Source organism: Paramesorhizobium leguminum, assembly GCF_003217235.1.
Classification (GTDB): Bacteria; Pseudomonadota; Alphaproteobacteria; order Rhizobiales; family Rhizobiaceae; genus Paramesorhizobium; species Paramesorhizobium leguminum.
Map to the genome: position 1 here is coordinate 1 of NZ_QJTF01000040.1, position 13392 is coordinate 13392.

Consider the following 13392-nt stretch of genomic DNA (forward strand, 5'->3'; position numbering starts at 1 on the left):
GGCGCGACCTGGGGCCACATGGCCATCCCGCGTATCGGCCAGGAGGTGATCGTCGATTTCCTCGAAGGCGACCCCGACCAGCCCATCGTCATCGGGCGGACTTATCATGCAAGGAACAGGCCGCCATACAAGCTGCCGGACAACAAGACCAAGATGGTCATAAGGTCGGATACGCATAAGGCGAAGGGGAAGGTCGGCTTCAATGAGATCAGCTTCGAGGATGAGAATGGACGGGAAGAAGTTTTCGTCCATGCCGAGAAGGATATGAACACCATCGTCAAAAACAACAAGACGACGCTGGTCACAACGCTGTTCAGCGAGATGACGGGTTTTGTGCGGCAATCCTATGTGGGGGTGGATTATCATGTGACCGTGGGTGGTACCTACAACCAGATCGTCGGCGCGACCGCCTCGCATGAGGCAGGCTCAAGCTATACAATCCGCGCGGGCAGCTTGCTGGACCTTCAATCGCCCGAGCATGTGAAGCTTCGATCAGGAAAACATACGGATATCTCATCGGGCGGCTCTCTTCTCCTGAGCACGCTCAAGGATTTCCAAGTATCCAGCGGCGGACGGATATTCATCACGGCGACGGACGATATCGTTATCAAGCGCGGCAACAGCGTGATCGAGATCAAGGAAAACGAGATTTCGATCCGCTCCGGCAAGGTCAAAATAAACTAAATTGAATTTGTTGGGATTGATCATGAGCGAATATATCAAAACCACGCCGAGCGACGTTTATGCCTTCACTTTCATCGGCTATAATGAGATCACGGCGGAAGACGTGAAAGCCTGCGTTCCGGGATTGTCGGACGCATGTGAGACTCTTTCCATTCCACCAGAACCGCCTGTGCCTATCCATGCGCCTGCGGTGCTGGAGGGGACAATGGTGCATACAGAAAATGGCACGGGCAAAGCCGTTCCCGAATGCCTATGGGAATGTCTGACGGGCGACACCGCTACGCAAGCCACAGGTGCGGCCGGGGTTGGTGGAATACTCGAGGGGAGCTTGCCGAAGAGGTGGTTTGGGGTGAAGGTTCTTCCCCCCGCATCGGAATTTATGTCGGTTAGCTCAATCATCGCGCATAAATGGCCTCAATTGGATGGGAAGCTTCCAAAGTGGATGCCCAACAAGGCCCCAATAATTCGGTATGGAAAGTTTCCACCGACCATCAAGATGCGTCCAACAACAAGCACGCTACGCTTCATCGGACGTTGGATACCCGGCATCGGCTGGGGATTGCTCGCCGCGGATCTGATTATATTGGATCAATGCGTTGCCAACTGCCGGGGTAGCAAGTCGCTGCTCCGTCAAATTTGGGAAGAAACCCTAGGCAGCAAGGAAGCATTCTAATGTCAAAGACCCTCTCACTTGAAAACCTTCGCGTCTTTCTCTCGCAGGAGTTTGGATTTGAGATCGCTTTTGGCAAGTCATTCAACATTGATTATAATATGGACGGTGAGGAATTTATTGATGGGCTCTACAAAGCAGCAGAGGAATTTGGCTGTATAGAGAAGGAGCTAGACAAACAGTATAGCTATCATCTCTATTTCAAGCAGGGAATTTTGTATCCCATGAAAGCATATATCAGACGGCGCTTTGGTCTTCCTCACGATGAAGATGTGTTTAAGGAAGCCGTTCCGCTTGCAATTGAAGATGTTTATAGGATTTTGGAATCATGCACCAAGAGCGTTTAACACTTGAGAATGTTCAGAAAGCGCTCTCGTTTTATTTTAAATTTGAGGTGGATGTCGATAAATCTCTCAACATTGACTATAATATGGATGGCGAGGAAGTAGTGTTAGGAATCGTATATTGTTTGGAAAAATTCGATTGCGATGACGCCTTATTTCTTAAGAAATTCAGCTATACACTTTATTTCAAGCAAGGCGTTATCCATCCTCTGAAAACACATATCCGCCGGTTCCTCGGACTTTCCTACGATAAAGACCTTTATCGAGAGGAAGTTCCCCTGACCACGCGCGACCTATACGAGTTCTTCAAGGCCGCGCAGAAGGGGCTCAAAAGCCATCGCACAAATGACGATGCTTCTCATCCGGATCGGCCATGAGGAGTGTTCTTATGATATTCTCCGGAGTTATTTTATCGGTAATCCTCTTGGGTGTTACGTTTTTTGGAGGAGTCTTCTATGCAACTCAAAAGAGTGGAGTAGTTAAGATCGTTCTTAAAAATGACTCTGCGAATGAGGTCATACTCGGCTACAAAATAAAAGAATCTTTTGGGCCAGCTTCGCACTTTGAGCACATGGTAAAGCCAAATGGCCAATTGGTTTTTAATGTAGGCATAAATTCGGACGCGGATTTAACGGTATTCTCAAGAAGAGAAGGAAACACATCGGAAGCGTCTGAGTACGTAACCCGCGGATATCCGGTAACCATACTAACTCCGCCAACTTTCATCGCTTCGTTTCAAAATAATATCGTTTCAATATCGAAAATGGCAGCCAGACATTGACCGGTCCATCACAAATATCTGGAAGCGCCCAGGCATTTCTCCGGCGTCGTCGCCTCGACTGCGCGCGGCGAGGGCCATCGCCGCGCCGCCTACCAGTTTACGCTGCTACCGACGCTACACCGGCTCAACCGATGGCTCGGACAGCCGCATCTTCCAGAATGTTCGTTGCCCGACATCATCCGCACGGTGTGGTCAGCCAGGCGAGGCAAGCTTGCAAAACATTTATACAACGAAGGGCAGCGCTAATGTCTGCACGTATATTCATGGCATGGTTATTACAAATTGCTATTTCGATGCTTATTGTGATGGCCATCAGATGGCATATCATCTTCGTATTCGACGTAACTAAAAAAGAAAGAGGAATTGATTATATCATATCAAATAATATATTAGCATATGTATATATGTATTCTATAAATATGGTGATTATTGTCAGTATATCATGGCTTTTCCGTTTTGCAATAAAGGACATGCTCGGAGGTGCAAAATTCTACCTTGCCGACACCCTGACTTTTATAGCCGGGTTGGCGGCCGTCGTCGTGATTTGTCTCGCGCGAAATCTGCCATTTGATTAAGGCGAGTTGGAGACGGCGAATGGTTATTCATCACAACTGTCTGTTTGGAAGTTCAAGACTTGAGAATTCTTTACGACTCCATCGCCATGCAAATCCGGAGAATAAATAATGTCGCTGCGTAATCCCGTGGTCTGGGCAGAAGGTACGTTCGTGCGGCCCAACCATTTTCAGCAACAGGCCCGCTACCACGATTATGTGACGCGGCGGCGCAGCGATGCGATCAATGCCTATCAATATGGGCTCGAGCGGATCGAGATCAACAAGGAAAACCTGCTGCACGGGCGCATTTCCATCGTCAGTGCCAGCGGCATCTTCCCGGACCGGACCGTGTTCGACATTCCGGGCGAGGCGCCGCCGCCGCAGGCGCTCGATATTTCCACGATGAATGTCGTCAACGAGGTGCTCTATCTGGCCCTTCCCTTATGGGCGAACGGCGTGCCGGAGGTGCTGACCGACGTGAGCGCCGAGGAAGCGACGCGCCAGGCGGTGTTCGCGCAGGAAACGCGCGACACGACCAGCGCCGACGCCGAGCCGGGGATGATCGATGTCGGGCAGCTGCGGGTGCGGCTCATGCTGGAGCGGGAAAACCGCAGTTCCTATGCCTGCGTGCCGATAGCGCGCATCCAGGAAAAGCGCAGCGACGGCAGCATCGTGCTCGGCCCCGGCTTCATGCCGATGGCCTATGATATCGACGCCATTCCGCAATTGCGGCGCGCGCTGGATGATTTCACCGGCCTTCTCAACCAGCGCGCCCGCCAGATCGCGGCCCGCCTCGGGGCGCTGCATCAGGGCGGGGTCGCCGATGTCGCCGACTTCATGCTGCTGCAGACGGTCAACCGGCTCGGGCCAATTTTCCACCATCTGAGCACGATCAACCGGGTCCATCCCGAGCGGCTCTATGAGACCTTTGCCGGCGCGGCGGGGGAACTGGCGACCTTCACCCATGAAGCGCGGCTGCCCGAGGCATGGCCCGCCTATATGCATGAAGAGCCTCATATCTGCTTCGACCCGCTGATTGCCTCGCTGCGCCGGTCGCTGGGCGTCATGCTGGAGCCCAATGCGATTGCGCTGCCGCTGCAGCGGCACAAGTTCGGCATTCTCACCGCACCGCTGTCAGATCCGAGCCTCATCAACGCTTGCGTTTTCGTGCTGGCCGTGCGCGCCGCCGTGCCGCTCGACAAGCTGTCGAAGACCTTCCCGTCGCAGGTCAAGATTTCCTCGATCGAGAAGATACGCGACCTTATCAATCTGCACCTGCCCGGCGTCGTCCTGCAGGCCATGCCGACAGCGCCGCGGCAGCTGCCTTACCATGCCGGCTACACATATTTCCTGCTCGATCACAATTCGAGCGGCTGGGATTCCTTGCGAAACTCCAGCGGTTTCGCGTTCCACATAGCCGGCGATTTTCCGGAACTGGAGATGCAGTTCTGGGCGATCCGCGGGCGTCAGGATTGAGGGGAGATAAAAAATGAACGAACTGACTTCGGCAAGCAATCTGTTCAAGGCGGGCGAGGGTGGCACACTGGCGGTCGAGGCGCCGCCCATGACGGCGCTCGACCGGGTCGCCGCGCTCGGGCTTTCTCCCGCCGCCGTCAGCCGCCGTCCGGATCCGGCCTTTTCATTCGGCCTGCGCGGCGGCGCGCTCAACCCGCTCGTCGACTCCAGTTCGCCGATGATCGCGCTGATCCTGCGGATATTCAGCCTCGGCCAGTACGACGACATCGACGGCCTGCACAAACGCTGCAAGCATGAGATCGAGTCGGTCGAGCTGGAGCTTCACCGCCTCGGCTATGACCGTGTCACCATTCTGGCGCATCGCTATTGCCTGTGCAGCGTCATCGACGAGACGGTGATGTGCAGCCCCTGGGGGCAGGACAGCAATTGGTCGGAACGCAGCCTGCTGGCCACTTTCCATGACGAGACCTGGGGCGGCGAGAAATATTTCGTCATCCTCGAGCGCCTGATGATGGAGCCGGCCCGTTATCTCCAGATCCTCGAATTCCTCTATCTGTGCCTCTGCCTCGGTTATGAGGGCAAATACCGGGTCATGCACAATGGCCGCACCCAGCTGGAAGCGCTGATCAAGGAAGTCCACGACATCATCCGCAAGGAGCGGGGCATCGCCGATCCGCTTTCCACGCTGAAAGCCGATCACATCGTCGACCGCGCCCATTACGTCCGCTGGCAGACGCCGATCTTCGCCGTTGTGGCCGGGGCCTTCGTGCTGGCGGCGGCGCTCTATGCCGGATTCTTCTTCTACACCGAAAATTACACGAACCGCGTCATCGCGGAGCTGACGCAGGTTCTGGCAGACAAGGATTGAGCCAATGGCGAAAGTTGAACTGAAAAGCCTCGTTGACCGGCTCAACCGGGCCTGCCGCATGGCGCTGGAGGAAGCTGCCTCCATATGCGTCGCCTCCAGCCATCGCGAGGTGATGATCGAGCACCTGCTGCTTGCGCTGGCGCAGCAGCCGGGCGGTGATATCAGGCTTATACTGCAGGCGTATAATTCCGATCCCGCGAAACTCGTCTCCAGCGTGAAATCGAGCTTCGACCGTTTCCGTCAGAGCGATGGCAATTCGCCCGTCTTTTCGCCGCTGCTGATCGAGCTGTTGCAGGATGCCTGGCTCATCGCCTCCGTCGAGCTTGGCCAGAGCAGCATTCGCGGCGGCGCCATCCTGCTGGCAGTGCTGCAGGATATCGGCCGCTTCGCCCGCTTCGAATACGCCGTCCAACTCGACAAATTGCCGGCGGAGGCGATCCGCCGCGGCTTCGCGGAACTGACGAAGGGCTCCGTCGAAACCGAGGAACCGGCGGCGAACAGCAATGGCCGTCAGGTCGCCGCCGCGCCGCAGGACGAGTCCGCGCTTGCCAGATATGCGCAATGTTTCACGGCGCAGGCCCGCGAAGGCAAGATCGACCCGGTGTTCTGCCGGGACGACGAAATCCGCCAGATCATCGATATCCTGGCCCGCCGCCGCAAGAACAACCCCATCTGCGTGGGCGAGGCCGGTGTCGGCAAGACCGCCGTCGTGGAAGGGCTGGCGCTGAAGATCGTCAATGGCGATGTGCCGGACAGCCTGCTCGGCGCGGAGGTTTACGGCCTCGACATCGGCGCGCTGCAGGCCGGGGCCTCGGTGAAGGGCGAGTTCGAGAAACGCCTGAAAGGCGTGCTCGACGAGGTCAAGCAGGCGGACCGCCAGACGATCCTCTTCATCGACGAGGCGCACACGCTGATCGGCGCGGGCGGCCAGGCGGGCGGCAGCGATGCGGCCAATCTGCTGAAGCCGGCGCTGGCGCGCGGCGAAATCAAGACCATCGCGGCGACGACATGGTCCGAATACAAGAAATATTTCGAGAAGGACCCGGCGCTGACCCGCCGCTTCCAGCTCGTCAAGCTGGATGAGCCATCGGTCGAGCAGGCCTACACCATCCTGCAGGGCCTCGTTCCCGCTTACGAAAAGGCGCATGACGGGGTCTATATCAGCGATGAAGGGGTGGCTGCCGCCGTTCGCCTCTCCGCCCGCTACATCACGGGGCGGCAGCTTCCGGACAAGGCGATCGATGTGCTCGACACCGCCTGCGCCCGCACCAGGGCCGCGGCGACCGGCGTGCCGCTGGCAATCGAAAAGCTGACCCGCTCCGCCATGGCGCTGGAGCGCGAAAAGGAAGCCATCGAGCGCGATATCAAGCTCGGCCACGACCAGAAGTCGCTCGGCAAGCGGCTGAGCGATCTACAGGAACGGCTCGATGCGATGCTGGCGGAAAAGACGGCGCTGGAGGCCGGCCATGCCGCGCAGCGCGAGCATGTCGAGCGCCTGAAATCCCTGCGGGCGCAGATGGACGACGGCGCCGACGCCGGAAGCCTCAAGGCCGAGATCATCGATGCGCGGCTTGCCTTCGAGCAGTCCCGCAAGAGTGTTGCCCTGACCAGCCTCGAAGTCGGCGCAGTGGAAATTGCCGCCGTCATTGCCGACTGGACCGGCATCCCGGTTTCCTCCATGACGCAGGACGAGGTGTCGAACCTGCTGCAACTTTCCGACGTCATGGGACAGACCATCAAGGGGCAGGACCATGCGCTGAAGGCGATCGAGGATCAGCTGCAGGCCTCCAAGCTCGACCTGCAGCGCGCCGGCCGTCCCCTCGGCGTCTTCCTGCTGGTCGGCCCTTCCGGTGTCGGCAAGACGGAAACCGCGCTGGAAGTGGCACGGCGCCTGTTCGGCGGCGAGCAGTTTCTCACCACGGTCAACATGACCGAATATCAGGAGAAGCACTCGTTTTCCCGCCTCATCGGCTCGCCGCCGGGCTATGTCGGCTATGGCGAAGGCGGCGTGTTGACGGAGGCTATCCGCAAAAAGCCCTATTCGGTTGTCCTGCTCGACGAGGTGGAGAAGGCGGATCCCGATGTCCTCAACCTCTTCTACCAGGCCTTCGACAAGGGCGACCTCGCCGATGGCGAAGGGCGGCAGATCGACTGCAAGAATGTCGTGTTTTTCCTGACATCGAACCTGGCGTCGGAGCAGATCACTGCTCTGGCCACGGGGGAGGGGGCGCTACCGCCGGAGGAAATAGAAAAGGCGATCCGCCCGCTTCTCGCCCAGCATTTCAAGCCGGCGCTGTTGGCGCGCATGCAGCCCATCGTCTACCTGCCGCTCGGCGAAGAGGTGATGAAGCGGATCATCGCCGCCAAGCTTGGCGATCTGGGTAAAATGCTCGCCGAGAAACAGGGGATTGCCCTTGAGCTTACGGATGGCGCGGTGCGGCGGCTGGAAGCGCTTTGCAACGAGACGGCGAGCGGGGCGCGCCTCATCGACCAGCTGATCCAACGCCGCCTATTGCCCGTGATCTCGCGGCAGATCCTGCGCAGCCGGCTGGACGAGACGCTCCTGCGCCATGTGCGGATCGATGCCGACGATTCGGGTGAGTTCAGCTTCGATTTTACCGCCGAAGGAGAAGCGTTAGCGCAAGAGGCGGCTGAGTGACAGCAAGCTGCCGCCAGATCCTCGAAGCCTGCGTAACACTCAGCGCGCAGCAGGATATTGCCGCGCTGCGCGAAAGCTTCTGCCGGATCATGGGCGAGATCGTCAGCGCGCGTTCGGTGCTGATGATGGGTCTCGATGCCACGGGCGAAAGCCTTCTGCCGCTGGCCTCATCGCCGGAGCCGTGCGTGGTGCCTGGTTTCAACGTCTTCGAGTCGGAGCGGAACGAGCATCCGGTTTCCATAGCGTTGCGCGCGCAAGGGCTTTTAACGGAGCCGCCGGAAGGCCAGCTTCTGATGGCCTCGCTGCGCGAAATCCTTTTTAGCGGAGAGCCCGGCGCGCGGCTTGTCATCATCGCCGCGCCCTCGGCGTCGGGGCGCGCGGAAACGATCTTTTTCGCGCTAACCGACGCAAAGGGAGGCTTGCCGGCCGCAGATGCGGCGGAGCTTGCCGTAATCTTTGCCCGGTTCTGCGATGCGCGCGGCAGATCGGCTTCGAGCTATCTCCAGATGTCCGACGCCAGCACGCTCCTGTCGCGCTCGCTGGAGAATGCCGACAAGGAGCGCAAGCGCATGCGGCGCACGCTTCCCGAAGCGCTTTCCGGCAAGCTGGTCGGCACATCGGCTCCAATGCGGCAACTCCGCGACACGATCGCGAAATATGGCCCGGTCGATCTCTCAATCCTGATCCTCGGCGAGACCGGCACCGGCAAGGAGCTGGCAGCGCGCGAGTTGCACCGGTTGTCCGACCGCAGCCGCGGGCCGTTCATAGCCATCAACATGGCTGCCCTGCCGGAGACGCTCGCGGAAAGCGAGTTTTTCGGTCATGTCAAAGGGGCCTTCACGGGAGCGCAAGCCAGCCGGGCAGGATATTTCGCCTCCGCCCATGGGGGCACGCTGTTCCTCGATGAAATCGGGGACATGCCTCTCGCCCTCCAGGCCAAGCTGTTGCGTGTGCTGCAGGACAAGGTCTTTCGCCCCATCGGATCCGATACGGAACATCGTTCCGATTTTCGGATCATCGCGGCGACCCATCGCGATCTCCATGACCTCATGCGCAGGCGGGAATTTCGCGAGGATCTGTTCTATCGCATCGGCGAGGCGCGCATCCTCATACCGCCATTGCGGGAGCGGAGCGAGGATATTGCCGGTCTTGCTGCTCATTTCCTCAACGCGCTTGCCCAGCAGCATGGCCAGGCGCCGAAGCGCCTTTCCGAAGGGGCGAAGGAACTGCTGGCCAGCCTGCCGTTTGCGGGCAATGTGCGTGAATTGCAGGCCATGATGACCGATGCCTGGCTCACAGCGGGCGAGGCCGGGGAGATTGCTCCGGAGCATTTGCCGCCGATGCGGGACGCGGTTGTGACCCCGGCACAGGTCGAATTCGACGCCATTCCATCGGGAGGGTTGAAGGCCGCATGCGAGGCTTTCGAACGCAAGCTGCTGGTCAGCTCCTTCCGCGCGGCGCGCGGCAATACCACCCAAATCGCGGAGCGGCTGCGGCTGCCGCGCCGCACACTGGTCGATAAATTGAAGAAATACGGCATCGAGAAAGACTGATCATGACCTATCCATATGGACCCATCACCTTCGCCGCCGCCATGATCGCAACGGCTGTTCCGGCCGTCGCACAGGGAGAGGCCGACGCATCGCGCGTAACGCCGGAGCAGTGCGTTTCGATTGCCGATCGCGTCGCGCGCCTGACGTGCTTCGATACCGTATTCAAAACCCCCGTGCCGCAAGCGGCTCCCGCTCCGGCGCCCGAAGCCGCCGCCTCGCCGAAAAAGGATGCGCCGATCCGCCGCCTCGCCGAACAAATGGAGGGGACGCGGGGCGTGGATGACAGCAACTGGATCGTACGCTACCGCCCCTGGCATACGTCGATGCTCGTCGATCAGATGGATCAAAACCGTCTGGGGACTCTTACGGCTTCCAGCCGCCCAGGCGATAGCGAGGCGCGCGTCGAAGCGGTGGATGTGTTCATGACGATGAAGGAAGCCGACATATCGCCGAACCGTGCAGCCGATGACCGCGCCATCCTCATGCTGAGCTGCGAGAACGATATCACCACGCTTGGCATTCTTCTGCCCAAGCCGATTTCAACGCTGCAGGCCAACCTTTCCCTCTCGGGCGACAATCGATCCACTTTCCGGCTCAACTGGCGCGATGTCGAAAACGGCGATGTCGTCATCGCGGGCAGGGGGCTGGAAAGCATCGAGACGATCAAGGCGATCACCGGCTACCGGCGCATTCAACTGCAGGTTAATTATCCGGGAGGTCCGCGCGCCTTCATTTTCGACCTTGAGGATCTGAACAACCGCTTGAAGCCTCTGAAAGCAGCCTGCCATTGGTGACGTAGCGGTAATTGTATTTGACCGGTCATAATATATTTTGTCTTACGGACGATGACCGGCCGTATTGTTTTCTTTGCTGCGTATGAGAGTGTGAAGTCTCTACAGACTGGCGGGTGGGGGATTTATATGCGCTCGATGGAAGATGTCTTCCATGAAGTCGCCGACGCGCTTGGGGACGTAGGATCAGCCGCGGATGTCAGGGCATGGCTTCATAAGGCTGCCGAGCTTTACGGCTTGAAGACGGTTGCCTATCTTGGGATCAATATTCCAAAAGGCGCAGAAACGAATCCCTATGTCGCCGTGACCTATTCGGACGAATGGGTGCTACAAGGCGATGAACTATGCTCGGATCGACCCGGTGCTGCAGAGCGGGTTCCTTTCCATATTGCCGCAGGATTGGCAGAACCACCAACTCAAATCGAAGAAACTACGCGATTTCTTCGGCGAGGCCGCCGAACATGGTCTTGGCAGGCGAGGTCTTACCTTTCCCGTTCGCGATCCGATGGGTGACAGGGCGCTGGTCACCATCACGACCGATGCTGGTACTCTCGAATGGGACAAGCTGAAACAGCGCTACAGCCGGGATTTTCATATGCTTGCATATCATATCCACGACACGATCCTGCGCATAGAGCAAGTGGTGCCGAAACAAGTACATTTGACGCGGCGGGAAATCGAATGTCTACAATGGATCACCCGCGGCAAGAACGTGGCTGACATCGCCGACATCCTGTCGCTCCGGGAACGAACCGTCCGATTCTATCTGGATGAGGCACGCCGAAAACTCGACACCGCCAATGTCGCGCATACCATCGCCAGAGCGATCCGCCAGCAGCTGCTTTAAACTCCGCTATAATGGCTTTCTGGGATCTGGCGGAAATCCGCCACAGGTTGGCGAATTTCCGCCAGAATCCACGAGATAAGAGAGTCGTAAAAATAGAAGCAAAAACAAAAGATTAAATATAAGCCGACTTTGGTTTGGCGGAAATCCGCCAGCCTGTGGCGGATTTCCGCCAGATTGGCGAATGCAAATGAGGTGGAGTGGCTGGATGTCTCGCGCTTCCCGATAAAAAATATCTTGTATTTTTCAATTGGTTATTGGTTTTCGTTCTGGCATGGATCCCTTCTGTTTTTGAATTGGCACGCTCCTTGCTGTGTAAGGTTCATCCGGCGCACTCGGGTTTTTCGAGCCGGATGCATGTTTCGATCACCACAGCCAGCCAAGGAGGCAATGATGCCGACACCCGCATATATCACCATCGAGGGCGCCACGCAGGGCCCGATCACCCAGGGCGCGTTTACCGAGGATTCGGTCGGCAATGTCTGGCAGGAGGGCCATGAGGACGAGATCCTCGTGCAGGCCATCGACCATATCGTCACCATCCCGCGCGACCCGCAGTCCGGCCAGCCCTCCGGCCAGCGCGTGCATCGCCCGCTGAAGTTCACCGCCGCGCTCAACAAGGCCACCCCGCTGCTCTACAACGCGCTGACCTCGGGCGAGATGCTGAGCAAATGCGAGATCAAGTGGTACCGCACCAACTCGTCCGGCAAGCAGGAGCATTTCTTCACCACCGCGCTCGAAGACGCCACCATCGTCGACATCGACCTGTCGATGCCCCACGCGCAGGACCCGAAGAACGCCGACTTCACCCAGCTCGTCACCGTCTCCCTCGCCTATCGCAAGATCACCTGGGAGCACACCGTCGCCGGCACGTCGGGTTCCGACGACTGGCGCGCGCCGAAGGCGTAACGGCCTGACATGGCAAGGGCCGGCCTTGAGAGGAGGCTGGCCCGCATTCCCTTTTCCCCTTCGCTTCCGAGGAGCCTACCGATGAATGTCTTATTGAGCGAACCGCTGCATGGCGAGCGTCAGGATGTGTCGTTCTCGTTCTGGAGCGAAGGGGCGCAGTCGCTTGGCCTGGCCGACGACATCTTCGCGGTGACCGCCTTTTGCGCCGACGAGGCCGTGGGCGGGTTGACGCGGGCGGAGGTGTCGCTGGTCAGCCGCAATGGTGAGATCGACCTGTCGGCGCTCATAGACCGCAAGGCGACATTGACCGTCCATCACAAATATCTCGACGCGCCCCGGCATTTCTCCGGCGTCGTCGCCTCGGTTGCCCGCGGCGACGAGGGCCATCACCGCACCGCCTATCAGGTCACGCTGCTGCCCACGCTGCACCGGCTCGACCATGGCTCGGACAGCCGCATCTTCCAGAATGTTTCGGTGCCCGACATCATCCGCACGGTGTTGAAGGAATGCGGCGTCGAGGATGTCAAATGGCAGCTTGCGGGCAAGCATCTGGCGCGCGAGTTCTGCGTGCAGTATCGCGAGACGCATCTGGCCTTCATCGAGCGCATCGCGGCGGAGGAAGGCATCTGGTACTGCTTCAGCCACGGCCCGCGCGGCCAGCACACGCTGCAATTCTGCGACACGCCGGAAGCCCTCGGCGACTGCCCGCACCAGGCGGAACTCAGCTACAACGCCATGGCGTCGGGGGCGGTGAAGGGGGTCTATTGCTCCTCCTTCAGCTATCGCGAGCAATTGCGCGCCACCACCTATACGCAGCGCGACTATACCTTCAAGAACCCGGTCTACAGTCAGGAACACCGCGAGACCGGGACGGAGCTGAACGGCGTCTCCAACAATTACCGGCTTTACGATTATCCGGGCCGCTACAAGGAGGATGCGGCGGGCAAGCCGTTCACCCGGCATAAGCTCGAAGCGGCGCGGGTGGAGGCGAGCCTCGGCCACGGCATCGCCAACGCGCCGCACTTAACCGCCGGCTTCGGGGTGAAGCTCCTCGAGCACAATCGCGACAGCCTCAATATCCGCTGGCGGCTCCTGTCGGTGCATCATGAGGGCCGCCAGCCGCAGGCGCTGGTGGAGGACGGTTTCGGCGGCATGGCCGGGGATGAGGCCATGGGCGCCGGCGCGCGGGCCACATTGGCGGGCGCGGCAGCTTCACTGGACGACCCGTTCGGCGCAAGGCTCACCGGCGCGGCCTATGG

At 59.0% G+C, this 13392-nt stretch carries 14 protein-coding genes; all 14 read left to right on the forward strand.

All coding sequences use genetic code 11. From position 1 onward, the window contains the following. A partial coding sequence (locus tag C7477_RS19395; RefSeq protein ID WP_281032559.1) for a bacteriophage T4 gp5 trimerisation domain-containing protein occupies window positions 1-684 on the forward strand: 684 nt, incomplete at its 5' end. Between the two features lie 22 nt (window positions 685-706). Continuing rightward, the gene (locus C7477_RS18200) at window positions 707-1357 is read left to right on the forward strand and encodes a hypothetical protein (protein WP_110754755.1); all 651 of its coding nucleotides are present in this window, start codon (window positions 707-709) and stop codon (window positions 1355-1357) included. Next, window positions 1357-1701, forward strand: coding sequence for a hypothetical protein (locus C7477_RS18205; RefSeq protein ID WP_110754757.1), 345 nt, complete (start codon window positions 1357-1359; stop codon window positions 1699-1701). The genes C7477_RS18200 and C7477_RS18205 overlap by 1 nt, the downstream gene beginning before the upstream one ends. Then, window positions 1683-2075 (forward strand): hypothetical protein, encoded by a 393-nt coding sequence (locus tag C7477_RS18210; protein WP_110754759.1) that lies wholly within the window; start codon window positions 1683-1685, stop codon window positions 2073-2075. The genes C7477_RS18205 and C7477_RS18210 overlap by 19 nt, the downstream gene beginning before the upstream one ends. Before the next feature lie 11 nt (window positions 2076-2086). After that, window positions 2087-2479: a hypothetical protein gene (locus tag C7477_RS18835; RefSeq protein WP_146226123.1), complete on the forward strand. Its 393-nt coding sequence runs from the start codon at window positions 2087-2089 to the stop codon at window positions 2477-2479. Between the two features lie 131 nt (window positions 2480-2610). After that, a complete protein-coding gene (locus tag C7477_RS18215) occupies window positions 2611-3054 on the forward strand; it encodes a hypothetical protein (RefSeq protein ID WP_146226124.1) in 444 nt (147 codons plus the stop codon). Window positions 3055-3162: 108 nt separating this feature from the next. After that, window positions 3163-4509: a type VI secretion system baseplate subunit TssK gene (gene tssK / locus C7477_RS18220; protein ID WP_110754763.1), complete on the forward strand. Its 1347-nt coding sequence runs from the start codon at window positions 3163-3165 to the stop codon at window positions 4507-4509. A gap of 13 nt (window positions 4510-4522) precedes the next feature. After that, window positions 4523-5377 (forward strand): type IVB secretion system protein IcmH/DotU, encoded by an 855-nt coding sequence (gene icmH, locus C7477_RS18225; protein WP_110754765.1) that lies wholly within the window; start codon window positions 4523-4525, stop codon window positions 5375-5377. Between the two features lie 4 nt (window positions 5378-5381). Beyond that, window positions 5382-8036 carry a type VI secretion system ATPase TssH gene (tssH, locus tag C7477_RS18230; protein WP_110754767.1) on the forward strand — a complete coding sequence of 885 codons (2655 nt, stop codon included), beginning with the start codon at window positions 5382-5384 and terminating at the stop codon, window positions 8034-8036. Further along, window positions 8033-9589 (forward strand): sigma-54 interaction domain-containing protein, encoded by a 1557-nt coding sequence (locus C7477_RS18235; protein WP_110754769.1) that lies wholly within the window; start codon window positions 8033-8035, stop codon window positions 9587-9589. Before tssH ends, C7477_RS18235 begins: the two co-directional genes overlap by 4 nt. 2 nt (window positions 9590-9591) lie before the next feature. Further along, the gene (locus C7477_RS18240; protein ID WP_110754770.1) at window positions 9592-10383 is read left to right on the forward strand and encodes a type VI secretion system-associated protein TagO; all 792 of its coding nucleotides are present in this window, start codon (window positions 9592-9594) and stop codon (window positions 10381-10383) included. 334 nt (window positions 10384-10717) lie between these two features. Further along, window positions 10718-11227, forward strand: a complete 510-nt coding sequence (locus C7477_RS18245) for a helix-turn-helix transcriptional regulator (RefSeq protein ID WP_110754772.1) — start codon at window positions 10718-10720, stop codon at window positions 11225-11227. A gap of 390 nt (window positions 11228-11617) precedes the next feature. Continuing rightward, window positions 11618-12133, forward strand: a complete 516-nt coding sequence (locus C7477_RS18250; protein WP_110754774.1) for an Hcp family type VI secretion system effector — start codon at window positions 11618-11620, stop codon at window positions 12131-12133. A gap of 81 nt (window positions 12134-12214) precedes the next feature. Further along, window positions 12215-13392 (forward strand): type VI secretion system tip protein TssI/VgrG (gene tssI / locus C7477_RS18255; protein ID WP_181418468.1); only part of this gene is annotated, 1178 nt, incomplete at its 3' end.